Genomic DNA, 22564 nt, shown 5'->3' on the forward strand with positions numbered 1-22564 from the left:
TCTCGACTTCGCTCGAAACGAACGGAGGTAGGTTCAATCTGGCGCGACGATGCGCTTAGGCCGCCTTGCGTGCGCCGTCCAGCTTGCCCAGCAGCGCTTCGACCTCATGCGCAGGGATCGGGCGGCTGAACAGATAGCCCTGGATCTGGCCGCAGCCTTCGGCGCGTAATATGTCGAGCTGGTCGCTATGCTCCACCCCTTCGGCGGTGGTTTCTATCCCCAGCGCGTCGGCCAGCGTCGTGATCGCGCGGATGATCGCGGTTGCGCCCTTATGCTCCAGCAGATCGACGATGAAACTGCGGTCGATCTTGAGCTTGTCGAAGGGAAAGCTGCGCAGATAGCTGAGTGAGCTGTAGCCGGTGCCGAAATCATCGAGCGCCACCCGCACGCCCAGCGCGCGCAGGCTGTGGAGCGAGGAAAGCGTCGCCTCGACATTGTCGATAAACAGGCTTTCGGTAATCTCCAGCTCCAGCCGGTTGGGCGCAATGCCCGACCGCGCCAGCGCCTGAAGCACCACGGCGGCCAGATTGGGGCTGCGAAACTGGATCGGCGATATATTGACGGCCACGCGGATATGATCGGGCCAGGTCGCGGCGATGCGGCAGGCTTCGTGCAGCGCCCATTCGCCGATCGGAATGATCAGACCGGTTTCCTCCGCCAGCGGGATGAAATTGACCGGCGACACCATGCCGCGCGTGGGATGCTGCCAGCGCAGCAGCGCTTCAAATGCAGTGACGCGATTTTGCGACAGGCCGAACAACGGCTGGAAATGCAGGGCCAGCTCGCCGTTGCGCAGTGCATCGTGCAGGTCGGTTTCCAGCGCGCGGCGGGCCTGCGCCTCGGCATCCATGGCGCTTTCAAAGAAGCGATGACTGCCCTTGCCCTCGCTCTTGGCCCGGTGCAGCGCGAGTTCGGCATTTTTGAGCAGGCTGGTTGCATCCGCGCCGTCCTGCGGGCTGAGCGCGATGCCGACACTGGCACTGACGATGATGCGATGGCCGTCTATGTCGAAGGGTTCGGCGAGGGCCGCGACGATGGCACGGCCGGCCTGATCGGCGGTCTGTCCGCCTGCGCGCAGTTTGACGGCAAATTCGTCCCCGGCCAGCCGCGCGACAAAGCCGCTGGGGCAGGTTGCTGCCAGCCGCGTGCCGACCTGGCACAGCAGGGCGTCGCCGACCGGATGGCCAAGCGATTCGTTGATCGACTTGAAATTGTCGATGTCGATGCAGAACAGCATCAGATGGCCGCCTTCGGCGCGGGTCAGGCCCAGCGCGACCTGCTCACGCAGCATCGCCCGGTTGGGCAGCCCGGTCAGCGCGTCGTGGAAGGCCATGTGCGCAATCTGCGCCTCACGCGCCTCTACCGCATCGACCATGCGGTTGAAACTTTGTGCCAGACGGCCGATCTCGTCGCGCGTTTCCACTTTCACCTGCGCATGTTCTCCTGCGCTCACCTTACGCGCGGCGGCTTCCAGCGCGACGATCGGTTGGGTCAGGCGGCGGGATGCCGCAAATGCGCCGGCCACCGCCAGCACCGCGCCGACCGCTCCAAAGCCGAACAAGGCCCACAGGATCGGCGCATAGCCCGCCATCGCCTTGGTCAGACTATATTCCAGCACCAGCATTTCCGGTGCCGTCTCGATCAGCGTTTCGACCGGTCGGGTCTGCACCAGAATATGTTCGCCATGGCGCAGGACTTCGCGCAGGCTTGTCTCGCCCGCAACTCTTTTCGGGCTGGTCTGCATTACCGGTTTCAGTTGCGGATGCAGGTCGATCGAGGAGAGTTTCGCCAGCGCGCTCAGGTCGGCCGGACCCATATTGCGGGCAAAGACGACCCAGCCGGTCAGAATCGGCGCGCGCACGGCCGCTGCTGCCGCGATATGGCTGCCGCTGCTCCATCGCACGACGCCCTGCATGCGCCCGTTGTCGAGCGCATCATAGAGTTGATCCTGTTCGTGGCGGCTCAGATCCTTGATGTCGCCCACCAGCGTGCCATCGACCCCGATGAACAGTGCATGATCGAACTGGAAGCGGCGCTCCAGACTGTGCAGCGCGGATTCGATCGTCGGCGCGTCGCCTGTGGCCACGGCTTCGCGAAAGCCGAAATCGCTGGCCAGCACATCGGCACCCTGGCCGATCTGGCGCAGCTGCATCGCCGAAATCCGGTCGAACAGAGCGCTGCCGACGTCCATTTCACGCCGGATGACATTTTCGGCATAGCTTTCGATCGCATTGCGCGTGCCATAGAGCGTTAGCGTCGTCACGCCGACGAACAGCGCGCCGTAAAATAGCGTCATCCTGATCGTCAGGGTGGACTGGACAGCGCGCCACACGCGCAGCCATAGTCGTTTCAGGCGGAGCGCGCCCATCATTTTGCGGCGCGCAACGCCAGTGACACGCTCTTGTTCACGGTGCCGCTGCCGGGGATGGGCAGGTTGATCAGCATCTCATTATCCTTGCCCTTGAGCAGCGGATGCCAGACCGTCACCTGCGCCGTGCCTGTGGCCAGCCCGTTGATCCGCGCCTGTCCGGCGGCATTGCTCTTGGTGGCGTAGGGCGTGTCGACCACCTTGATGAACCCGCTCATTTCGTCGTGAATATTGCAGCCCAGCGCCACCGCGCCCGCACTGGTGAAGGTATAGCTGCGGCTTTCATCCTGCCCGAACAGCTTGATTTCAAACCTGGCGGGCTTGGAGAAGGAATAGACATGGTGCCGCACCTTGTCCTTGTTGGGGAATTTCACGGTCGCGCCTACGGGCACGATCAACACATGGGGCGCAAAGGCGATATTCTGCTGCACCATCGTTGTACCCCAGGGGAAGCGGATCGGCCCGGTCGGGACACCCCCTGCCGGGCGGACGGTAACGACTGCATCACCGACCGGGCGGCCAGCGGAATCGATGATCCGAAGATCAAGGTCACCCGCGATTGCCGGGCTGGCGATCAGAGACAGGGCGGCGAGAAGAAGGCGTGACTCGTTCATGGTTGCTGGTGGTAAACGGAAATATTGAATAAATGTTTAGTTGGTTCTGGACCAGATTTCCGCAAGGTTAACGTGGTAAACCCTATTTTAACCATGATCCGCCTAACAGCCGATCATGACCTTTTTCCGTCCTCTCCTGTTTATCGCTCTCACGCTGGCGGCTATGTCGCCGCAGCAGGGCATGGCCAGACCGATCCGCAATGGCGGCAAATTGCTGCTGACCAACGGCATCACTTCGCTGGAAGGGGCGTCGGGCGGTGGCCTCACCCCCTGGGCAGTGATCGCGGGTAATGAAACATCGGATGGCGTCGGCCTGTCGGCGCATGGCACGCTGGTCGAGGTCAAGGATTATGACTATCAGAGCGTTGGCGTGGCGATCGGCATCCGCGACCGGATTGAACTGAGCTACACGCATCAGGATTTCAACACGAACGAGATTGGCGCTGCACTGGGGCTGGGCAAGGATTATGCCTTTTCGCAGGACATTTTCGGCGCGAAGGTCAAGGTCGCGGGCGATCTGGTCTATGACCGGCTGCCCGCCATCGCTGTGGGTATCCAGTACAAGAACAACAATCAGAGCGCGATCGTCCGCGCGATTGGCGCGAAGAATGACGAGGGCGTCGATTATTATGCCTCGGTCAGCAAATTATTCCTCTCGCGCTCCATCCTGTTGTCCGGCACGGTGCGCCTGACCAAGGCGAACCAGATGGGGCTGCTCGGCTTTGGCGGCGGGAAGCAGGGCGGCCATACGCTCCAGTTTGAAGGATCGGCCGCCTGGCAATTGTCGCGGCGCGTCGCGATCGGCGGGGAATATCGGCGCAAGCCCGATAATCTGAATATCGCGCGGGAGGATGACTGGTTCGACGCTTTTGCCGCCGTCGCGATCAGCCGCAATGTGACGGCAACCATTGCCTATGCCGACCTGGGATCCATCGCCACGGTGAAGAAACAGCGTGGCGTGTTTCTCCAGCTTCAGACCGCCTTCTAAAGGACGCAATCCCATGTCCATCATCCTGTCGCTGCTGCTGATGCAGGCACCCCATGCGCTGCCCGGTGAAACCGCTGTCGATCCCTATGTCGCCGACAACCGCCATGCCGGGGCCGCGCCCTTTGAAGGGACGGGCATGGCGCATGCCTTTGGCGGGCAGGACGGCATCCGCCGCATCGTCGACCGTTTCGTCGCGATCAATTTTGCCGATCCTGTGATCGGCGAGATTTTCGCCAATCATGATCAGGTGCGGTTGAAGCGGACGCTGTTCGAGCAATTCTGTTTCATCCTCAACGCCGGGTGCAACTATAGCGGGCGGGACATGGCCAGCGCGCACAAGGATCTGGGTGTGCAGAAGGCGGACATGAACCGTCTTGTCGAAACGCTCCAGCGGGCGATGAGCGAGGAGCGCGTGAGCTTCCCGGTGCAGAACCGTTTTCTCTCCAAACTCGCGCCGATGCGTCGCGATGTGATTGAAAAGTAACGTTACGCCTGCGTTCCGGCGGCAACCCTTTTTGCGCGTGCTCGTTTAGGTTGAGGAAATCACGCAAGGAGCAAAGCACATGGGTGAAGCAACCGACAAGCTGAAGGCCGCTGGCAACAAGGCGGCCGGTGCCGCCAAGGAAGGCATTGGCAAAGCGACCGACAACGACCGTCTGGAAGCTGAAGGCAAGGCGCAGAAGGCCAAGGGCACGGCGCAGGACGTCGCCGGTTCGGTCAAGGGCGCACTCGGCGACAAAATCTGAATCTGAATTGCTCCCAAGCAGGAGGAAGCCCCGCCCTTATCCGGCGGGGTTTTCTTTATCCGCCAGATAGGCGCGCACGTCCCGCCGCAATTCGCCCGCGCAAAGATATAGCGCGATGACATTGGGGATCGCCATCAGGAAAAAACTGCTGTCCACGATGCCGACGACGCGGCCAAGGTCGATCGCGGCGGCGGGCGGCAGCGCGACGATGTAGAGAATTTTGTACGTCCATTGCGCTCGCGGGCCATGGCCGAACAGATAGCCCCAGGCCTGCAAGCCATAAAAGCCCCACGCCACCAGCGTCGAATAGGCGAACAGAAACACCACGACCGCGAGCAGCCAGGGAAACCATGGCGACACCTGCGCAAAGGCGGCGGACGTGATTGCGATGCCCTCCAGCCCCCCATTCCATGTTCCCGCCACGACCAGCGCCAGTCCGCCAAGCGCGCAAACGATCATCGTGCCGAGCAAGGGTTCGAGCAGTGCGACCAGCCCTTCGGAGACGGGATGCCGCGCCCGCGCCAGGCTGTGCGCCATCACCGCCGATCCGACGCCCGCTTCGCTGGCAAACACGGCGCGGCGCATCCCCGCGACGAACGCGCCCACCGCGCCGCCGGTCGCCGCCTGCCCGCTCCATGCGCCATCCCATATCAGCGCCAATGCGCCCGGAATGGCGTCCAGGTGCAGGATCAGGATCGCCAGCACCCCCGCCAGATAGACCGCGACCTTCAAGGGCGTCAGTCGTTTGGCGACTTCCCCCAGCCAGGCCGCGCCGCCCAGCGTCACCAGTGCGACCGCACCGGCCAGAAACACGCCATAGGCCCAGCCATTGGTGAGGCCGGTCACCACCTTCACCTGCGCGAAGCTCTGATTGACCTGTACCATCGGGATAGCGCCGAACAGCGCGAAAAAGGCATAGGCGCCACCCAGCATCATGCCGATTTTCGGCCAGCCGCGCGCTGCGCCTATGGCTTTCAACACATACATCGGCCCGCCATGGACATGGCCTGCCGCGTCGAAGATGCGATATTTGAGGCCCAGCGTGACCTCCGCCATCTTCACCGTCATCGCGAACCAGCCGATGATGAACATCCACAATATCGCGCCCGGCCCGCCCATGGTCAGCGCCACCGCGACGCCCGCAATATTGCCCAGCCCGATCGTACCGGACAGCGCGGTGCTGAGCGCCGCCCACTGGCTGACATCGCCCCGTGCCTCGCCCTTCTCCGGCTGGGTGCGCAATATGCGGATTGCGCGGCCAACCTGGGTGATATTGGGAAAGCCCAGCCACAGGGTGAAAAACAGCATCGGCAGCGCCAGATACAGCACGATCAGTTCGATCTGCGCGCCCGCCACCGGCACCTTGAAGAACACCGCGCTCGAAAGCGCATCGATAAAGCCATTGAAACGGTCCATCGCGCCGGGATGGCGCGCGCCTGCTGGAAAGTCGATCAAAGATTGCTATGGGCGGGTAAGGCGATACTCTGCGGCGGGCAGGAGCGAGGGATTTGTGACCAGACGATATTTCGGCACTGACGGCATACGCGGGCGCACCAACGCATGGCCGATGACGGCGCAACTGGCGATGCAGGTCGGCATGGCGGCGGGCACCCATTTCCAGCGCGGCGACCACCGCCATCGCGTGGTGATTGGCAAGGATACGCGCCTGTCGGGCTATATGGTCGAAAATGCGCTGGTCGCGGGCTTTACCGCTGTTGGCATGGACGTGGTGCAGTTCGGGCCGATCCCGACGCCGGCCGTGGCCATGCTGGCCCATTCGATGCGCGCCGATCTGGGCGTCATGATCTCCGCCAGCCACAATCCCTATTTCGACAATGGCATCAAGCTGTTCGGCCCGGATGGCTACAAGCTGTCGGACGAGGATGAACTGAAGATCGAGGCGCTGATCGACCAGCAGGTGCCGCTGGCTGCGTCCAAGGATATCGGCCGCGCCCGCCGGGTCGAGGATGCGCGCGGCCGCTATATCCATGCGGTCAAGTCCAGCTTCCCGGCCGATCTGCGGCTCGATGGCCTGAAAATCGTGGTCGATTGCGCCAATGGGGCGGCCTATCAGGTCGCGCCGTCCGCCCTGTGGGAGCTGGGCGCGACCGTCGTGGCAGTCGGCGTCAATCCCAACGGCACCAACATCAATGACGGCTGCGGATCGACCGCACCCCTGCTGTGCCAGGAAACGGTCGTGTCGTCGGGCGCGGATATCGGCATCGCGCTGGATGGCGATGCGGACCGGCTGATCGTGGTCGATGAAAAGGGCCAGATCGTCGATGGCGACCAGATCATGGCGCTGATCGCCGCCAATTTCGCGCGCGCGGGTACGTTGCGCGGCGGTGGGCTGGTGGCGACGGTGATGTCGAACCTGGGGCTGGAGCGCTTCCTGACCGGGCAGGGCATTGGCCTGGAGCGCACCAGCGTGGGCGACCGTTATGTGCTGGAGCGGATGCGCAGCGGCGGCTTCAATGTCGGCGGGGAACAGTCGGGCCACATGATCCTGTCCGACTATGCGACCACCGGCGACGGCACGGTGGCGGCGTTGCAGGTGCTGGCCGCGCTTGTCCGATCCGGCAAGCCCGCCAGCGAGACGCTGCACCAGTTCGATCCGGTGCCGCAGCTTTTGAAGAATGTCCGCTTTTCCGGTGGCAAGCCGCTGGAGCATGACGACGTCAAGCGCGTCATCGCGCAGGCGGAGGCGGAGCTGACCGGGGTTGGCCGTCTGGTCATCCGCCCGTCCGGCACCGAACCGGTGATCCGGGTGATGGCGGAGGGCGACCGGGAGGAACAGGTGCGCGACGTGGTGGAGCGCATCTGCATGGCGGTCGAGAAGGCCGCAGCGTGATGAGGTTTCCCCATGCTTGAAATGCGCCCCGACTGCGAACGCTGCGGCACCGATTTGCCCGCCGATGAACCCGGCGCGTTCATCTGTTCGTTTGAATGTACCTATTGCGCGCCCTGTGCCGAGGCGCTGGACGATCGCTGCCCCAATTGCGGCGGCGAACTGATGGACCGGCCCAGCCGGACGGGCAAGGCGCTGGCGGGCAATCCGGCATCGACCGTGCGGCATTTTAAGGGATGAGCATTGCGCGCATCCTGATCATTGCCGGGTCCGACAGCGGCGGCGGCGCGGGCATACAGGCGGATATCAAGGCCGTGACGATGCTGGGCGGCCACGCCATGACCGCGATCACCGCGATCACCGCGCAGAATACGCTGGGGGTGCAGGGCGTGCATCCGGTGCCGACCGACATGGTGCTGGCGCAGATGCGAAGCTGCATCAGCGATATCGGCGTCGACGCGGTGAAGATCGGCATGATCGGATCGGCGGACACGGCGATGGCTGTGGCGGAACTGCTAAGCGGGTTGGGGAATGTGCCGATCATATTCGATCCGGTGATGGTCGCGACCAGCGGATCGGTACTGGCCGATGCGGCGACGATTGCGGCGTTCGAGCAATTGATGACCATCGCCACGCTGGTGACGCCCAATATCCCCGAACTTGGGGCGCTGGGCGGCGAAGGGATTGCCGCGCGTTTTGGCACGCATGTCCTGGCCAAGGGCGGGCATGGCGTTGGCGCGCTGCTGGTCGACCGGCTGGTCGGGCCGCAGGGTCTGGTCACCGACTGGACCGACCCGCGCATCGACACGCCGCACACCCATGGCACCGGTTGCACGCTGGCCAGTGGGATTGCGACCGGGCTGGGGCAGGGGATGATGCTGACCGCCGCGATTGCGCGGGCGCGGGCTTATGTGCGCGCCGCGCTGACGATCGCACCGGGGCTGGGCGGCGGGCATGGGCCGATGGGCGCGCCGCTTGGTTTTCATGCCTGATTTTGCCCATGAACTGCGCCATCATCCCGGCCTTGTCGCCGGGGTGGATGAAGCGGGCAGGGGACCGCTCGCGGGGCCGGTGGTCGCGGCGGCGGTGATTTTGCGCGCGGAGGATTGTCCCGACGGGCTGAACGACAGCAAGAAACTCTCGGCCAGGCGTCGCGCGGCGCTGGAGGGGGAGATCAAGGCGCGGGCAATCTGCTGGGGGCTGGGGGTGGCCAGTGTCGAGGAGATCGACCGGATCAACATCCTGTGGGCGACGATGCTGGCGATTACGCGGGCGGTCGAGGCGCTGGGGCAGGATTGCCAGCATGTGCTGGTCGATGGCAACCGGGTGCCGGACTGGCGCTGGCCCGCCACCGCGGTTGTGGGCGGGGACGCGCTGTGCCTGTCCATCGCTGCGGCCTCCATCCTCGCCAAGGAAGCGCGGGACCGGATGATGCTGGAGGCGGCGGCCACCCACCCCCATTATGGCTGGGAGAGCAACAAGGGCTATGGCAGCGCGCAGCATCTCGCCGCGCTGCGCACCCATGGACCGACCCCGCTGCACCGGCGCAGCTTTGCCCCGGTGGCGCAGATGCTGCTGATTTAGGGCCGAGTCCCCCAGGTTCCGTTCGTTTCGAGCGAAGTCGAGAAAAGTAGCGCACAGGTTTCTCGACTTCGCTCGAAACGAACGGAGGGAGGGGAGCATCCCCCTGTCCCAAGTCGGGACCAATGCGGTAAAGCGTGCGCCGCCCTCTGGCGCGCCGCCGGCTTATGGTTAAGAAAGGCTTATGCTTTTCCCCCGGCTGTTCGTCCTGCTGTGCTGCCTGGCTATGGGCGTGCCGTCCGCGCGGGCGGAGTTGGCGGATGGACCATTGGCGCCGGGGGCGTTTCGCTGGGCCGATGACGGGGCCGGCGATGGGACAGGGGTCGGGGGGCCGCTCTATCTGATCGTCAGCATCGCGCGGCAGCGTGTGCATGTCTATCGCGGCGACCGGCTGATCGGCGCGGCCAGCGTGTCGACGGGGACGAAGGGGCACCGCACCCCCACTGGCCATTTCCCCATCCTGCAAAAGCGCCAGTGGCACCGTTCCAACCTCTACAGCAATGCGCCCATGCCCTTCATGCAGCGGCTGACCTGGGACGGCATAGCGCTCCACGCCGGACATAATCCCGGCTACCCCGCCAGCCATGGCTGCATCCGCCTGCCCTATGCCTTTGCCCGGCAGCTGTTCGCGCTGACGCAGATCGGCACGCTGACCGAAGTGACCACCGACCGGCTGAGCGCCGCGATCCTGCTCGACCCGCTGGTGCTGGGCGACAAGGGGAGCAGCGTGGTGACGTTCGGCATGGGGGGGGGCTTGGGCAGCAGCGACATGCGGGCGGGCGCGGGAACGCGGGTGCCGCTGCTGGAGATCGACCCGGATATTTTCGGGGTCTGGGGTCGGCGCTGAGCGACTGGGCGGCGCTTAACAGTCCTGCCAAATCAGCAAAGTTCACACCATCGCAGGCCACGCATTTGCGCGGGAACAGACTTCTCAAATGGACTTCGCAATAGGAAAATTTTTGCGAAGTGCGCCGCGACGCGCATGGGCGCGGGGAGGCGATCGACCGGACGGGGAGAAAGAGCCGGGGGGAGTATGGCATGGGGTGGGGGTGTAGGACAGGGGCAGCAGGCACCATAGCCAAGCGATCCCTACTTGCATCGTGTAACGATACGCGATACAAATCGTCATGATCATCGGATTCCGGCACAGGGGGCTTGAGGCCTTTTATACCAGCGGCACGACGCGCGGCATTCAGGCATCCCATGTGAAGAAAATCCGCAATATCCTGGGCCTGCTCGATGTGGCTGCGGGGCCAGCGGATATGAATTTGCCGTCCTTCAAACTGCACGCGCTGAAGGGCGATCTGAAGGGGCATTGGTCGGTGTGGGTCAATGGCAATTGGCGCGTGACCTTCCGCTTTGTCGGCACCGATGCCGAACTTGTCGATTATCAGGATTATCATTGAGGCCATGACGATGATGCACAACCCTCCCCATCCCGGCGAATTGCTGCGTGATGAAGTTATCATGGCGCTCGGCCTGTCCGTCACCGAAGCGGCCAGCCGTCTCGCCATGTCGCGGGTCGCCCTTTCGCGCGTGCTGAACGGCAAGGCGGCGATCAGCCCCGATCTGGCCCTGCGGCTGGAACAGGCAGGCACCAGCACCGCGCGGGCGTGGTTGGCCATGCAGGCGAATTACGACCTGTGGCGCGCGCGTGAGCATGGGCAGCCGGTTGTGCGTCGGTTGCAGGAAGCGGCTTGAGGGGAAGGCGCTTCAATTCGTCTGAGAAATTGCGGTGATGTTGCTGTGGCCGACCGGTTGGTGCGGTGCGGGGTGGATGTTGGCTAATCACATCGACGGTCTTGATCGGTAACATGTGGCCGCCGTTGATGGACCCCGGTGCGGATGCGGTATTATTTCTTGGTCATACACATAACGGTCGTTCCCCATTTGAAGGGTGATGGCGACTGCCCACGAATACGATATTTTTATCACAATTATGTTGCAAATTCGTCTCATGTGTGGCTGTATGGAGGGCAGCCAATCCAGCCGAGCCGTCCACAATGGCGTAGCCCACGGGCAGGATGTTTCAACTACTCGGACCTCTTCTAGGTGCGCGTGGGCTTAGTGGACACGTCTCGATAGGCACCGCTATGGAAGCTGGTTCTTATGCGTATAGTATTCGATGACACAAAGCGTCCCCTCGCGGCCGCAAAACTTCTCGCTCGACATGCGGATCAGGTTAGCTTGTCCGAAGCGCAACAGGCAATAGCGAGAGCCGCAGGCTACCGGGACTGGCACGAACTCAAAAATTCGATCGGTTTGAAATTATCCGTGTCGCCGCATGATGATGTGAATACAGTAAAATATTTCATTTTACATGTCGCAGATGCTCTGAAATGTGAGCAAGGTGATGTTCAGTATGCTCTAACGAAATCTCGGCTATTCAGCCTAACACTTGAAAGAAATCTTAGCCTTAGGGCGATAATTTGCCGTGAACTTTTTTTTGGGCCGTCGGAGCGGGGGGCAGTCGGAGCACTCGTCCGGGTGCCGGCATTGCGCGGGGGCGAGTTGGGATATCTAAAGCCTGATGTAGATGGTTATTCCCGTATCCTATATAATTCAGGTTTTGGCGGCTGTGCCTCGACAGAGGTAATCACACCAAAGGTCACACCTGAGGATTTTACACCTAGCATCCTTTGGTTACCCTATGGATATTGGCGCGTCAGTGACGGTTCTATTGTTGCATTTTCGCGCGATTACAAACCGCTTTGGCGTATCAATAAGGGCGTCGCTGAACCGACCAATCCGTGGGAATGGATTCCCGATATTTGCGAGGAATTTTGGTTTCGGGAAATAGCTCGATCAACTACTTGGTCCTACGGACCGGCACGTGATCTGGCCATGAATTTTCTTGCTGAGAATCGCATATTTGAAGCACCACGCCTCGTTGATGCCATGCCATTTCTTTTCGAGCAGGGAGAGAAAAATGTGGATGGAGCCGTTAAGCGGCTAGAAAAAAGTAAACTCAACACAGGTAGGGCTAGCACGACGCCAATCAAGAAATTCGAAAGAGTCTCGGAATTGAAAGAGGGGCGGTCGTATCCTTTCATAGATTTTCCAGTTGGCGATGAAATTTCGATGCAGCTTCGTCTGGAACAACGCGGATGGCGTATAGCTCATAGGTTACCGGTTCAGGTTGCTGACCTACCGCCCGTTCGCGACGGCTATTCGCGCTGGTATGGCCTCGATTGGATAAGGGGTTCGAATACAGAAATTTAGGCTAGGCGTGATATTGTCTGCTCGTTTGGGTTGTCATTTACGATCGCGTTAGCGCAACTCCCAACCCACAAAAAACGGCCGACCCGTCCCCGGATCGACCGCTTCTCACTCTGTCCAACTCGCTGTCGAGTTTAGTGCATCACGCCGCCTGCGCCGCTTCCTCACTCGCGGGCAAACGGATCAGATAGTCGAACGCCGACAATCCGGCCGTTGACCCCGCGCCCATGGCAATGACGATCTGCTTGTAGGGGACCGTCGTGCAATCGCCTGCTGCGAATACGCCGGGGACGCTGGTTTCGCCGCGGGCGTCGATTTCGATTTCGCCGCGGGGGGAGAGGGCGACCGCGTCCTTGAGCCATTCGGTGTTGGGGACCAGGCCGATCTGGACGAAGATGCCTTCCAGTGCGATGTCATGCTCGGTGCCGCTGTTGCGGTCCTTGTAGGACAGGCCGGTGACGCGTTCGCCATTGCCGTCGACCTTGCTGGTGAGCGCGGAGGTGATGATCTTGACGTTGGGCAGGCTGGCGAGTTTGCGTTGCAGCACCGCGTCGGCGCGGAGCTGGCTGTCAAATTCGATCAGCGTCACATGGGCGACGATGCCGGCCAGGTCGATCGCGGCTTCGACGCCGCTATTGCCGCCGCCGATCACCGCGACGCGCTTGCCCTTGAACAGGGGGCCGTCGCAATGGGGGCAATAGGCCACGCCCTTGTTGCGATATTCGTCTTCGCCCGGCACGCCCATCTGCCGCCAGCGCGCGCCGGTGGAGAGGATGAGGGTTCGGCCTTTGAGCGACGCGCCATTGTCCAGCACGACTTCATGATAGCCGCCTTCGGTCCGCGCCGGGATCAGCTTCGTCGCCCTTTGCAGGTTCATGATCTCGACATCATAATCCTTCACATGGGCTTCGAGCGCGGCGGCGAGTTTCGGCCCTTCGGTATGGTTGACCGAGATGAAATTCTCGATCGCCATCGTGTCCAGCACCTGCCCGCCGAAGCGTTCGGCGGCGACGCCGGTGCGGATGCCCTTGCGCGCGGCATAGATGGCCGCCGCAGCGCCCGCAGGCCCGCCGCCGACGATCAGCACCTCGAACGGCTCCTGGGCCTTGATCTTTTCAGCCGCGCGGGTGGCGGCGCCGCTGTCGATCTTCGCGACGATCTGCTCCAGTTCCATGCGGCCGGAGCCAAAGGGTTCGCCGTTCAGGAAGATGGTGGGGACGGCCATTACCTTGCGGGCGTCCACTTCCTCCTTGAACAGCGCACCGTCGATGGCGACGTGGCTGATGCGGGGGTTGAGGACACTCATGAGGTTGAGCGCCTGCACCACGTCCGGGCAATTCTGGCAGGAGAGGGAGAAATAGGTTTCAAAGGCGAAGTCGCCGTCCAGCCCCTTGACCTGTTCGATCAGGTCCTGCGCGGCCTTGGACGGGTGGCCGCCGACCTGGAGCAAAGCGAGGACCAGCGACGTGAATTCATGGCCCATCGGCAGGCCCGCGAAACGGACGCCGATGTCGGTACCTGTGCGCCGGATCATGAAGCTGGGGACGCGCTTGTCCGCGCCGGTGGTCACGCTGACCTTGTCGGAGAGGGCTGCGATTTCGTTGAGCAGGTCATTGAGTTCGCGCGACTTGGCATCGTCACCCAGAGAGGCGACGAGTTCGATAGGCTCACGGATGTTGACCAGATAGGCCTTGAGCTGCTGCGTCAGGGTGGCGTCGAGCATGGAATAATCCTTCGTTAGATACAAAAATGGCCCGGAGCGGAGGAGAGGGTCCACTCCGAGCCACTTTGCGACCCGCTAGGGGAACCGTAGTTTAGATCTTGCCGACCAGGTCGAGCGAGGGGGCGAGGGTTTCTTCGCCTTCTTCCCACTTGGCCGGGCAGACTTCACCGGGGTGAGCGGCGACATATTGAGCGGCCTTCACCTTGCGCAGCAATTCGGTCGCGTTGCGGCCGACGCCTTCGGAGGTGATTTCCATGAACTGGATCACGCCTTCGGGATCGACCAGGAAGGTCGCACGGTCGGCCAGGCCAACGCCGGGGCGCATCACGTCGAAATTGTTGGTGATCGTGCCCGACTGGTCGCCCAGCATATAATAGTTGATCTTGCCGATCGCGGGCGAGGTGTCGTGCCATGCCTTGTGGCTGAAATGGGTGTCGGTCGATACCGAATAGACTTCGACGTTGAGCGACTGGAGCGTCGGGTAGATGCTGGCCAGATCTTCCAGCTCCGTCGGGCAGACGAAGGTGAAGTCGGCGGGGTAGAAGAAGAAGATCGCCCACTTGCCCTTCACGTCCGCGTCGGTGACGTCGACGAACTTGCCTTCCTTATAGGCGGTCGCGGCGAACGGCTTGATGGTGGTGTTGATGAGAGCCATGGGCTTGTCAGATCCTTCTGAGGGGTTGCTGTTACCGACCCCATGTAGGGAAGGGGACGGGCCAAGGGAAATTGGTTTTATCGGACTTGGAGAGTGAGAAAAACGATCACGGCTTATCGGATTGATCGACCCACTCGCCGCGCCATTGGCCGAGCGCCAGCATCATTGCGCGTTCGACCATCGCCTGGGCTTCTTCGGCGGAGAAGGTCGTGGGATCGAGGCAGATTTCCAGCCACAGGCCATCGACCAGCGCGGTCAGGCTGATCGCGGCGAGGCGGGCGCGATCCTGCGGCATTTCCGGCACGATGGTGCGCAGCAGCGTTTCAAGCTGGGCGCGGGTGCCGCCATAAACTTCGGCATGGATGGCGGCGATGTGGGGATCGGTCCGCACCAGACTCCAGAAGGCGGTCCAGGTCGCGAGCAGGTCAGGGTCCAGTATCGGCGCCCGGAAATTGGCCTGGAGGCATGCGCGCAACTGGTCGCGCGGATCGTCGCCCGCTTCCTCGACCGCCTGTTCCAGTGCGGCGGAGACTCGCGCGCCGACATCCTCATAGGTGGCGAGGATGAGCGCATCGACGCCCTCGAAATAATGGGTGAGCAGGCCCGACGACACGCCCGCGCGGGCGCAGATGGCGCGGACGGAGGTGCCAGCGACGCCCTTTTCGGCGAGGCAGCGCGCCGTCGCCTCGATCAGCGCCTGGCGTCGCACGTCGGCCGTTTCGCGGATGAAGCGCGCTCTGGGCTTGGAAATTACGTTACGTTTTGCTGTATTTTCTGTCATTATCGTCCCCCGAAGCCTCTCTTTGGGGTCTGGCGGCGCGGGTGGCAAGATAGGCCGTTGCTTCGCATGTGTCTCTAGCGGCGAAAACTGTCTGCGGCGGCACTGGCCAGCTTGTCGGCGCGTTCATTTTCGGGGTGGCCGGCATGGCCCTTGACCCATTTCCAGGTCACCTGATGGGGAGCGGCGGCTTTCAGCAGCGCCTGCCAGATTTCGACATTCTTGACCGGCTTGTTATCAGCGGTACGCCAGCCCTTCTTCTGCCAGCCGAACACCCATTTGGTGATGCCGTCCATGACATATTTGCTGTCGGTGTGGAGTGTGACGCGGCAGGGTTTTTTGAGCGCATTGAGCGCCTCGACTGCGGCCATCATCTCCATGCGGTTGTTGGTGGTCTGCGGTTCGCCGCCCGACAATTCCTTTTCCGCGTCGCCAAAGCGCAGCACCGCGCCCCAGCCGCCCGGACCTGGATTGCCCTTGCACGCGCCGTCGGTGAAGATGTCGACTGTAGGGGTATCGGTCATTATCGGCCTTGCACTGCGAGTCGATTTCTCGACTTCGCTCGAAACGAGGGATGTTGGAGTTACGCGCCCAGCAGGTCCGCCGGATTGGCGCTGGCGTAGAAATCGAGGCGGCGCAGATAGGCGAGCGGGTCTTTGCGGGTCACCAGCGCGTCGGGTGGCGTGTTGATCCAGTCATAGGCGCGGGTCAGCAGGAAGCGCAGCGCCGCGCCCCGGCACAAGATGGAGAAGGCGGCGCGCTCCGCATCGGTCAGGCCATGGGCAGCGTCATAGCCTGCGCCCAGCGCTGCCGCGCGATCGGCGAAGAAGGTCGCGCCGTCATGGCTGAACACCCAGGCGCTGTGGGTGATGGCCAGATCATAGACGCGAATGTCGGTGCAGCTGAAATAAAAGTCGATGAGGCCGGTGACCCTATCGCCCAACATCAGCACATTGTCGGGGAAAAGGTCGGCATGGATGACGCTGCGGGGCAGGTCGGCGGGCCAGTGGGCGTCGAGAAAGGCAAGTTCGTCGCGCACGCGGGCGGCCAAGCCCGGCGCAATCTGATCGAAATCCTCGCCGCATTTGTCCGCCAGATCATGCCAGCCTGCAAGATCCAGCGTGTTGCGCCGTTCGAGCGGGAAGCCTTCTGCCGCGCGGTGCAGTTCGCCCAGCGCCGCGCCGGTTGCGCGCGCTTGCTCCGGGGTCGGTTCGGTCAGCGAAATGCCGGTCAGAAATTCGATCAGACAGGCGGGACGGCCCGCCAATGTCTGAAGCCGCTGGCCGTCCCGGTCGGCGATGAAGCGCGGGACGAGGCAGCCGCGCGCGCCCAGATGATCGAGCAGGTCCATGAAAAAGGGCAGGTCCGCCTCATCCACCCGCTTTTCATAGAGGGTCAGGATATAGCGGTGGCCAGAGCCATCATGGCCGGTGGTTTCGAGCAGATAATTGCTATTCTCTACCCCTTCGGCAATGCCCTTGGCCGACACGAGGCGGCCTGCGTCATAGCGGGCGAGGAAGGCGTCAATCTCTTCGGCGGGAACATGGGTATAGACGGCCATGGTTCAGGCTGCCTCCAGCCCGCGTGGCAGCTTGAAGGCGATGGTCTCGCGCGCGGTTTCGACTTGTTCCTCGGTCACGGTGAAGCGGGTGGCGATGGCGTCGACCACTTCGCGTACCAGCACTTCCGGCGCGGACGCGCCAGCAGTGAGGCCCAGCGTGGTGACGCCTTCAAGCCAGGCAAAGTCGATCTCATCCGCGCGCTGGATCAGGCGGGCGGGAGTGCCTTCGCGTTCGGCGACCTCCACCAGCCGCAGCGAATTGGAACTGTTGGGTGCGCCGATGACATAGAGCGCGTCGCAGCGCGCGGCGATCGCCTTGACCGCCGTCTGGCGATTGGATGTGGCGTAGCAGATATCTTCCCCCTTCGGTGCGACGATCGAGGGAAAGCGCTCTTGCAGGGTGGCGACAATCGCGGCGGTGTCATCGACCGACAGGGTGGTCTGGGTCAGGAACGCAAGATTGGCGGGATCGGCGGGGGTAAAGGCAAGTGCATCCTCCACCGTCTCGATCAGTGTCATCGTGCCGTCGGGCACCTGGCCGAAAGTGCCGATGACTTCGGGATGCCCCTTATGCCCAATGAACAAGATGTGGCGGCCATCCTTGACCTGCCGTTCGGCCTGACGGTGGACCTTGCTGACCAAAGGGCAAGTGGCGTCAAGGTAGGAAAGGCCGCGTTCCTCCGCCTTGGCTGGCACCGCCTTGGGCACGCCATGGGCGGAAAAGACGACTGGCACGCCGTCCGGCACCTGATCCAGTTCCTCGACAAAGATCGCGCCCTTGGCCTTCAGACTGTCCACGACATATTTGTTATGGACGATTTCATGGCGGACATAGACGGGCGCGCCATAGGTTTCGATTGCCCGTTCGACGATGATGATCGCGCGGTCGACCCCGGCACAGAAACCGCGCGGGGCGGCGATCAGCAGGGTCATGGGCGGGCGGGCGGCGGCGCTATCGGTCATGGCTTTGCGCTTAGGCGAATGTGGGCCGGGAGGAAAGCCGCTTCCTTGCGGTTGCGCCAGGGGCGGGGGATGGATAAGGAAGCGCAAAGCTTCTGGCCGACGGGCCATGCCAAGGAATTTCTGCCTGTGCCAAGGAACATCTGCCTGTCTCATACTGCCCCGTCTCGTGCCGTTCTGGCCCGTGTCATCACGACCGGCATGTTGGCGCTCGCCCTGGCCGGTTGTTCGCGCCGGGGTGAAATCGACGCGACCGGCGGCATTATTGCGGTGCGGTCTGCCTGCCCGACTGCGGCGGTTCCGGCCTATACCGGCGACATAACCCTGTTCAATCCAGCGCAGAGCCGTGACGCAGCGGCGATCGACGTGGTGGCGGAGATCACCAATTTGCGATCGACCTGCACCGATGGCGCGCAATATTATACTGAAGGCAGTTTCACCGTGAACGCCCGGCGCAACGATGCCAGCGTGGCGCGGCAGGTGACCTTGCCCTATTTCTCCGCCGTGGTGCGGGGCGGCAACGTCGTGGTCGCCAAGCGTGTCGGTCAGGTCACGCTCAACTTTGCCGCAGGCGAGTATCGCGCCAGTGCGCAGGCCAAGGCCGGTTCCTATGTCGACAAGGCATCGGCATCGCTGCCCGCTGACATTCAGGCCAAGATTACCCAGAAGCGCAAGGCGGGCGATGCGGATGCTGCGATCGACCCCTTCGCCCAGCCCGACGTCAAGGCGGCGTTGCAGCGAACCAGCTTCGAGCTGCTCGTGGGTTTCAACCTGACCCAGGACCAGCTCAAATATAACGCCACGCGTTAACGGCTAGCCCCATCATCCGTTCGGGCTGAGCTTGTCGAAGCCTTGCACTTCTTGAAGAAAAGAGCAGCCCTTCGACAGGCTCAGGGCGAACGGGACTTGTAGAAAGTTTCGTCTCGTGTCCCTCTATACCCGTTTCACCGCCCATCTCGACACTGTGCTGGACATATTGGAGGCTGATGGCGTCCTGCCTGCTGGCCTCAATCGCAAGCCGGTGACGGTCGAGCCGCCGCGCGACTCTAGCCATGGCGATCTGGCGACCAATGCCGCGATGGTACTGGCCAAGCCTGCCGGCACCAACCCGCGCACGTTGGCCGAGGCAATTATTGTTAAATTGCAGCAACTTGATGAAGTCGCGAGCGCGTCGATCGCCGGGCCGGGCTTTATCAACCTGACCCTGACCGATGCGACGTGGCGAGCGGAGCTGGCTGCGCTGGACGCAGAGGGCGACGATTATGGCCGGTCCCAGGTTGGCGCTGGCGTGACCGTCAATGTCGAATATGTGTCTGCAAACCCGACTGGTCCCATGCATATGGGCCATTGCCGGGGGGCCGTGGTGGGCGATGCGCTGGCAACCCTGCTGGAATATGCCGGGCACAAGGTGATCCGCGAATATTATATCAACGATGCGGGCGGGCAGGTCGACGTCCTCGCCCGCTCGGCGCATCTGCGCTACGCGCAAGCGCTGGGCGAGGATGTCGGCGCGGTGCCGGAAGGCCTGTATCCCGGCGACTATCTGGTGCCGGTGGGGCAGGCGCTGGCTGCCGAATATGGCGACCAGTTTGTCGGCGCGCCGGAGGCCGACTGGCTTGTTACCTTCCGTACTTTTGCTGTCGCGAAGATGATGGACATGATCCGCGGGGATCTGGCGCTGCTGGGCATCCATCACGACATCTTCTCGTCCGAAGCCGAATTGCAGGCGGCGGGCAAGCCCGACGAGGCCGAGGCCTGGCTGCGCGCGCATGATCTGGTTTATGACGGCGTGCTGGAAGCGCCCAAGGGCGAATTGCCCGACGATTGGGAGCCTGTCGTCCTGCCGCTGTTCCGCTCGACCAAATTTGGCGACGATCAGGACCGGCCGATCAAGAAATCCAACGGCAGCTGGACCTATTTCGGTGCCGACATGGCCTATCATTATCAGAAAGCCCAGAGCGCGGACCAGTTGATCGACATTTGGGGTGCGGACCATGCAGGCACGGTCAAGCGCATCCAGGCGGCGGTCGCGGCGCTGACGGAGGGCAAGGCGCGGTTCGACGTCAAGCTTATCCAGATGGTGCGGCTGCTGCGCGATGGCGAGCCGGTGAAAATGTCCAAGCGAGCGGGCAATTTTGTCACGCTGGCGGACGTCGTGCAGGAAGTGGGCAAGGATGTCGTCCGCTTCACCATGCTGACGCGCAAGGCTGACGCGCAGATGGATTTCGATTTTGCCAAGGTGGTGGAAGCGTCCAAGGACAATCCTGTCTTTTATGTCCAGTACGCCCATGCGCGCATTTCCTCGCTGGGGCGGCGGGCCGAGGAGGCTGGGATCGTACTGCCAGCGCCTGACCTGTCCCTTCTTGGGACGGCGGAGCTGGCGCTGGTGAAGCTTGCGGCGCAGTTCCCGCGCGTGGTCGAAGGGGCGGCGCTGACCCGCGAACCGCACAGGGTAGCCTTCTATCTCAATGACTTGGCTTCGGCTTTCCATGGCTGGTGGAATATGGGCAATGACGATCCACGCGCGCGCGTCATTCTGGCCGATGATCCGGCGCTTACGTCGTCGCGGCTTTTCCTGAGCCGTGGAATAGGGCAGATTATACGAAATGGCCTTGCGCTGATGGGCGTGGCGGCATTGACTGAGCTGAACTAGAGGCGGGCGGAGTATCGGACGATGGGCGACTATGCACGGGGCCGGCTGGATTTTGACGATGAGGACCGGCTGCCCTGGCTGGAGCCTGCAGTCGATGATGAGGATGAAAATAGCATCTCGCCGTTGCGCTTGCTCTGCCTGATCCTGCTGGGACTCGCGCTGATCGGTGTCGTCGTGGCGGGCATATGGTGGATCCAGAATCGCAATGGTCCAGGCGCTGCGGGCGAGGGGCAGTTGATCGCGGCACCCGCGGACAATTACAAGATCGCCGCCAATGAGGCCGACGCCAAGAAATTTGATGGCGAAGGCGATGCGAGTTTCGCTGCAAGCGAGGGCGTGCTGCGCGACGGGCGGATTGATGCCAGCCGCGTGCCAGAAGCGCCGATCACCAAGACCGCGCCCGCGCCTACCGGAACCAAGCCTGTCGTCGCGGCCAAGCCTGCGCAGAGCGTGAGCGCGCGCGTCACGGACGAAACCGGTGATCGAGCAGCCGTCGCGCTCAAAGCGGCTGCTGGCGGTGCAATGATCCAGCTGGGTGCCTATGGCAGCGCGGCGGGTGCCAAGGATGCCTGGACCAGACTGTCCAAGCGTTTCGCCTATCTCGCGCCGATGGCGATGATTGTCGAACCGGCGGAAGTGGGCGGCAGCACCGTCTACCGCCTGCGGGCGAGCGCGGGCGGGCAGGCGAGCCTGATCTGCGGCAAGCTCAAGGTAGCGGGTGAAAGCTGCATGGTGGTGAACTGAGCCTTCGACATCGGGCGTCCTGCCGGTTACCATTACGGTCATGAAACCCGTCATCTTCGGCCTGTCCGGCGCAACCCTGACCCCTGACGAGCGCGCTTTTTTCGCCGATTCGCAGCCGGCAGGTTACATCCTGTTCCGGCGGAATATCGTCGATCGGGCGCAATTGCGCGCGCTGACCGATGATTTGCGCGCGCTGCATGGCCGTAGCGACCTGCTGATCATGATCGATCAGGAGGGTGGCCGGGTGGCACGGATGCAGGCGCCGGTATGGCCCGTTTTTCCGGCGGGCGCGGCGTTCGACAGGCTCTATGATATTGCGCCGGCCAGCGCGATCGCGGCAGCGCGCGCCAATGCACGCGCGATTGCGCTGACGCTGGCGGAGGTCGGGATCACTGTGGATGCGCTGCCGCTGCTGGACGTGCGGCAGGACGGCGCGAGCGACATTATGGGCGACCGCACATTGGGGGCGGAGCCGATGCGGGTGGCGGCGCTGGGGCGCTCGACGCTGGAAGGGCTGGCCGATGGCGGCGTGGTCGGCATCGTCAAGCATATGCCGGGCCATGGCCGCGCGCTGGTCGATAGCCATCTGGAACTGCCGGTGGTGCGCGCAGAGGCGCAAGCGTTGGCGAGTGACCTGCAACCGTTCGAGCGATTGCGCGACGCGCCGATGGGGATGACGGCGCATGTCGTTTACACCGCCTGGGACGCGGAGCGCCCGGCCAGCCTGTCGCGGACCGTGATCGAGCAGATTATCCGCACGGCGATCGGCTTTGACGGACTGTTGATGTCCGATGATCTGGACATGAAGGCATTGCAGGGCAGCATCCCCGATCTGGCGGCGGGCGTGGTTGCGGCGGGGTGCGACCTGGCGCTCAATTGCTGGGGGCGGATGGACGATATGGTCGGGATCGCCGACCGGCTGCCGGAGATCACGGCGGCGGGCCGGTCGCGGCTCGACCGGGCGATGGCGTCGGTAGAACGCGGCGGGGATCAGCCGGATCTGGCCGAATTGCTGGCGACGCGGGATATGTTGCTGGGGTTGGTTGCGGCTTGAGGGGCCGTGTCGAACAATCCTCCTCTGCAAGGGGAGGGGGACCGGCGGAGCCGGTGGAGGGGTGTCACCCTC

The 22564-nt window shown here is 62.9% G+C and carries 24 protein-coding genes; 15 read left to right on the plus strand and 9 right to left on the minus strand.

What is annotated here, in order from left to right; all coding sequences use genetic code 11:
* Nucleotides 1-55 precede the first annotated feature (55 nt).
* Nucleotides 56-2371: a putative bifunctional diguanylate cyclase/phosphodiesterase gene (locus EBBID32_RS11100; protein ID WP_006956712.1), complete on the minus strand. Its 2316-nt coding sequence runs from the start codon at nucleotides 2369-2371 to the stop codon at nucleotides 56-58.
* Nucleotides 2368-2982: a cupredoxin domain-containing protein gene (locus tag EBBID32_RS11105; protein WP_006956713.1), complete on the minus strand. Its 615-nt coding sequence runs from the start codon at nucleotides 2980-2982 to the stop codon at nucleotides 2368-2370. The genes EBBID32_RS11100 and EBBID32_RS11105 overlap by 4 nt, the downstream gene beginning before the upstream one ends.
* Before the next feature lie 115 nt (nucleotides 2983-3097).
* Here EBBID32_RS11105 and EBBID32_RS11110 point away from each other — a divergent pair, with 115 nt between their 5' ends.
* The 3 genes from EBBID32_RS11110 (at nucleotide 3098) to EBBID32_RS11120 (ending at nucleotide 4716) form a co-directional block, all read left to right on the plus strand.
* Nucleotides 3098-3970 (plus strand): DUF3034 family protein, encoded by an 873-nt coding sequence (locus tag EBBID32_RS11110; protein ID WP_006956714.1) that lies wholly within the window; start codon nucleotides 3098-3100, stop codon nucleotides 3968-3970.
* Nucleotides 3971-3983: 13 nt separating this feature from the next.
* Nucleotides 3984-4454: a group I truncated hemoglobin gene (locus EBBID32_RS11115; RefSeq protein ID WP_006956715.1), complete on the plus strand. Its 471-nt coding sequence runs from the start codon at nucleotides 3984-3986 to the stop codon at nucleotides 4452-4454.
* A 79-nt stretch (nucleotides 4455-4533) separates the two neighbouring features.
* The gene (locus tag EBBID32_RS11120) at nucleotides 4534-4716 is read left to right on the plus strand and encodes a CsbD family protein (RefSeq protein WP_006956716.1); all 183 of its coding nucleotides are present in this window, start codon (nucleotides 4534-4536) and stop codon (nucleotides 4714-4716) included.
* Between the two features lie 36 nt (nucleotides 4717-4752).
* On the opposite strand, the gene EBBID32_RS11125 is transcribed toward EBBID32_RS11120, so the two are convergent.
* Entirely contained in the window at nucleotides 4753-6132 is a 1380-nt protein-coding gene (locus EBBID32_RS11125; protein WP_037490181.1) for an alanine/glycine:cation symporter family protein, read from the minus strand.
* 94 nt (nucleotides 6133-6226) lie between these two features.
* Here EBBID32_RS11125 and glmM point away from each other — a divergent pair, with 94 nt between their 5' ends.
* The 8 genes from glmM (at nucleotide 6227) to EBBID32_RS24095 (ending at nucleotide 12367) form a co-directional block, all read left to right on the plus strand.
* Nucleotides 6227-7567, plus strand: a complete 1341-nt coding sequence (glmM, locus tag EBBID32_RS11130) for a phosphoglucosamine mutase (protein WP_006956719.1) — start codon at nucleotides 6227-6229, stop codon at nucleotides 7565-7567.
* A 12-nt stretch (nucleotides 7568-7579) separates the two neighbouring features.
* A complete protein-coding gene (locus EBBID32_RS11135; protein WP_006956721.1) occupies nucleotides 7580-7804 on the plus strand; it encodes a DUF1272 domain-containing protein in 225 nt (74 codons plus the stop codon).
* Complete coding sequence (gene thiD / locus EBBID32_RS11140; protein WP_006956722.1) at nucleotides 7801-8556, plus strand: bifunctional hydroxymethylpyrimidine kinase/phosphomethylpyrimidine kinase; 756 nt, start codon at nucleotides 7801-7803, stop codon at nucleotides 8554-8556. The genes EBBID32_RS11135 and thiD overlap by 4 nt, the downstream gene beginning before the upstream one ends.
* Complete coding sequence (locus EBBID32_RS11145) at nucleotides 8549-9148, plus strand: ribonuclease HII (protein WP_037490177.1); 600 nt, start codon at nucleotides 8549-8551, stop codon at nucleotides 9146-9148. Before thiD ends, EBBID32_RS11145 begins: the two co-directional genes overlap by 8 nt.
* A gap of 181 nt (nucleotides 9149-9329) precedes the next feature.
* Nucleotides 9330-9992 carry a L,D-transpeptidase family protein gene (locus EBBID32_RS11150; protein ID WP_006956726.1) on the plus strand — a complete coding sequence of 221 codons (663 nt, stop codon included), beginning with the start codon at nucleotides 9330-9332 and terminating at the stop codon, nucleotides 9990-9992.
* Between the two features lie 280 nt (nucleotides 9993-10272).
* Nucleotides 10273-10551, plus strand: a complete 279-nt coding sequence (locus EBBID32_RS11155; protein ID WP_006956727.1) for a type II toxin-antitoxin system RelE/ParE family toxin — start codon at nucleotides 10273-10275, stop codon at nucleotides 10549-10551.
* Nucleotides 10552-10555: 4 nt separating this feature from the next.
* On the plus strand, nucleotides 10556-10846 hold the full coding sequence (locus tag EBBID32_RS11160) for a HigA family addiction module antitoxin (protein ID WP_006956729.1): 291 nt from the start codon (nucleotides 10556-10558) through the stop codon (nucleotides 10844-10846).
* A gap of 408 nt (nucleotides 10847-11254) precedes the next feature.
* On the plus strand, nucleotides 11255-12367 hold the full coding sequence (locus EBBID32_RS24095) for a hypothetical protein (protein WP_156022534.1): 1113 nt from the start codon (nucleotides 11255-11257) through the stop codon (nucleotides 12365-12367).
* A 139-nt stretch (nucleotides 12368-12506) separates the two neighbouring features.
* Here EBBID32_RS24095 and ahpF read toward each other — a convergent pair whose 3' ends face one another.
* The 6 genes from ahpF to ispH all read right to left on the minus strand — a co-directional run bounded on the left by ahpF (nucleotide 12507) and on the right by ispH (nucleotide 18044).
* Nucleotides 12507-14087 (minus strand): alkyl hydroperoxide reductase subunit F, encoded by a 1581-nt coding sequence (gene ahpF, locus EBBID32_RS11165; protein WP_006956730.1) that lies wholly within the window; start codon nucleotides 14085-14087, stop codon nucleotides 12507-12509.
* Between the two features lie 91 nt (nucleotides 14088-14178).
* Nucleotides 14179-14742, minus strand: coding sequence for an alkyl hydroperoxide reductase subunit C (gene ahpC, locus EBBID32_RS11170; RefSeq protein WP_006956732.1), 564 nt, complete (start codon nucleotides 14740-14742; stop codon nucleotides 14179-14181).
* Nucleotides 14743-14848: 106 nt separating this feature from the next.
* A complete protein-coding gene (betI, locus tag EBBID32_RS11175; RefSeq protein WP_006956733.1) occupies nucleotides 14849-15523 on the minus strand; it encodes a transcriptional regulator BetI in 675 nt (224 codons plus the stop codon).
* Between the two features lie 74 nt (nucleotides 15524-15597).
* A complete protein-coding gene (rnhA, locus tag EBBID32_RS11180) occupies nucleotides 15598-16044 on the minus strand; it encodes a ribonuclease HI (RefSeq protein WP_006956735.1) in 447 nt (148 codons plus the stop codon).
* Between the two features lie 59 nt (nucleotides 16045-16103).
* On the minus strand, nucleotides 16104-17081 hold the full coding sequence (thrB, locus tag EBBID32_RS11185; RefSeq protein WP_006956738.1) for a homoserine kinase: 978 nt from the start codon (nucleotides 17079-17081) through the stop codon (nucleotides 16104-16106).
* A 3-nt stretch (nucleotides 17082-17084) separates the two neighbouring features.
* Nucleotides 17085-18044, minus strand: coding sequence for a 4-hydroxy-3-methylbut-2-enyl diphosphate reductase (gene ispH, locus EBBID32_RS11190; RefSeq protein WP_006956739.1), 960 nt, complete (start codon nucleotides 18042-18044; stop codon nucleotides 17085-17087).
* A gap of 198 nt (nucleotides 18045-18242) precedes the next feature.
* On the opposite strand from ispH, the gene EBBID32_RS11195 reads away from it, so the two are divergent.
* The 4 genes from EBBID32_RS11195 (at nucleotide 18243) to nagZ (ending at nucleotide 22492) form a co-directional block, all read left to right on the plus strand.
* The gene (locus EBBID32_RS11195) at nucleotides 18243-18851 is read left to right on the plus strand and encodes a hypothetical protein (protein ID WP_037490183.1); all 609 of its coding nucleotides are present in this window, start codon (nucleotides 18243-18245) and stop codon (nucleotides 18849-18851) included.
* A 115-nt stretch (nucleotides 18852-18966) separates the two neighbouring features.
* Nucleotides 18967-20694 (plus strand): arginine--tRNA ligase, encoded by a 1728-nt coding sequence (gene argS / locus EBBID32_RS11200; RefSeq protein ID WP_006956744.1) that lies wholly within the window; start codon nucleotides 18967-18969, stop codon nucleotides 20692-20694.
* Nucleotides 20695-20715: 21 nt separating this feature from the next.
* Entirely contained in the window at nucleotides 20716-21438 is a 723-nt protein-coding gene (locus EBBID32_RS11205; RefSeq protein WP_006956746.1) for an SPOR domain-containing protein, read from the plus strand.
* 40 nt (nucleotides 21439-21478) lie between these two features.
* Nucleotides 21479-22492, plus strand: a complete 1014-nt coding sequence (nagZ, locus tag EBBID32_RS11210; protein WP_006956748.1) for a beta-N-acetylhexosaminidase — start codon at nucleotides 21479-21481, stop codon at nucleotides 22490-22492.
* The last annotated feature ends 72 nt before the right edge of the window (nucleotides 22493-22564 follow it).

Source organism: Sphingobium indicum BiD32 (genome assembly GCF_000382885.1).
Classification (GTDB): Bacteria; Pseudomonadota; Alphaproteobacteria; order Sphingomonadales; family Sphingomonadaceae; genus Sphingobium; species Sphingobium japonicum_C.

What these genes read in the sequence shown, in the direction of transcription:
- EBBID32_RS11100 (WP_006956712.1), bottom strand. Translation starts at nt 2,371, where the DNA reads ATGATGGGCGCGCTCCGCCTGAAACGACTATGGCTGCGCGTGTGGCGC.
- EBBID32_RS11105 (WP_006956713.1), bottom strand. Translation starts at nt 2,982, where the DNA reads ATGAACGAGTCACGCCTTCTTCTCGCCGCCCTGTCTCTGATCGCCAGC.
- EBBID32_RS11110 (WP_006956714.1), top strand. Translation starts at nt 3,098, where the DNA reads ATGACCTTTTTCCGTCCTCTCCTGTTTATCGCTCTCACGCTGGCGGCT.
- EBBID32_RS11115 (WP_006956715.1), top strand. Translation starts at nt 3,984, where the DNA reads ATGTCCATCATCCTGTCGCTGCTGCTGATGCAGGCACCCCATGCGCTG.
- EBBID32_RS11120 (WP_006956716.1), top strand. Translation starts at nt 4,534, where the DNA reads ATGGGTGAAGCAACCGACAAGCTGAAGGCCGCTGGCAACAAGGCGGCC.
- EBBID32_RS11125 (WP_037490181.1), bottom strand. Translation starts at nt 6,132, where the DNA reads ATGGACCGTTTCAATGGCTTTATCGATGCGCTTTCGAGCGCGGTGTTC.
- EBBID32_RS11135 (WP_006956721.1), top strand. Translation starts at nt 7,580, where the DNA reads ATGCTTGAAATGCGCCCCGACTGCGAACGCTGCGGCACCGATTTGCCC.
- thiD (WP_006956722.1), top strand. Translation starts at nt 7,801, where the DNA reads ATGAGCATTGCGCGCATCCTGATCATTGCCGGGTCCGACAGCGGCGGC.
- EBBID32_RS11145 (WP_037490177.1), top strand. Translation starts at nt 8,549, where the DNA reads ATGCCTGATTTTGCCCATGAACTGCGCCATCATCCCGGCCTTGTCGCC.
- EBBID32_RS11150 (WP_006956726.1), top strand. Translation starts at nt 9,330, where the DNA reads ATGCTTTTCCCCCGGCTGTTCGTCCTGCTGTGCTGCCTGGCTATGGGC.
- EBBID32_RS11155 (WP_006956727.1), top strand. Translation starts at nt 10,273, where the DNA reads ATGATCATCGGATTCCGGCACAGGGGGCTTGAGGCCTTTTATACCAGC.
- EBBID32_RS11160 (WP_006956729.1), top strand. Translation starts at nt 10,556, where the DNA reads ATGACGATGATGCACAACCCTCCCCATCCCGGCGAATTGCTGCGTGAT.
- EBBID32_RS24095 (WP_156022534.1), top strand. Translation starts at nt 11,255, where the DNA reads ATGCGTATAGTATTCGATGACACAAAGCGTCCCCTCGCGGCCGCAAAA.
- ahpF (WP_006956730.1), bottom strand. Translation starts at nt 14,087, where the DNA reads ATGCTCGACGCCACCCTGACGCAGCAGCTCAAGGCCTATCTGGTCAAC.
- ahpC (WP_006956732.1), bottom strand. Translation starts at nt 14,742, where the DNA reads ATGGCTCTCATCAACACCACCATCAAGCCGTTCGCCGCGACCGCCTAT.
- betI (WP_006956733.1), bottom strand. Translation starts at nt 15,523, where the DNA reads ATGACAGAAAATACAGCAAAACGTAACGTAATTTCCAAGCCCAGAGCG.
- rnhA (WP_006956735.1), bottom strand. Translation starts at nt 16,044, where the DNA reads ATGACCGATACCCCTACAGTCGACATCTTCACCGACGGCGCGTGCAAG.
- thrB (WP_006956738.1), bottom strand. Translation starts at nt 17,081, where the DNA reads ATGGCCGTCTATACCCATGTTCCCGCCGAAGAGATTGACGCCTTCCTC.
- ispH (WP_006956739.1), bottom strand. Translation starts at nt 18,044, where the DNA reads ATGACCGATAGCGCCGCCGCCCGCCCGCCCATGACCCTGCTGATCGCC.
- EBBID32_RS11195 (WP_037490183.1), top strand. Translation starts at nt 18,243, where the DNA reads ATGTTGGCGCTCGCCCTGGCCGGTTGTTCGCGCCGGGGTGAAATCGAC.
- EBBID32_RS11205 (WP_006956746.1), top strand. Translation starts at nt 20,716, where the DNA reads ATGGGCGACTATGCACGGGGCCGGCTGGATTTTGACGATGAGGACCGG.
- nagZ (WP_006956748.1), top strand. Translation starts at nt 21,479, where the DNA reads ATGAAACCCGTCATCTTCGGCCTGTCCGGCGCAACCCTGACCCCTGAC.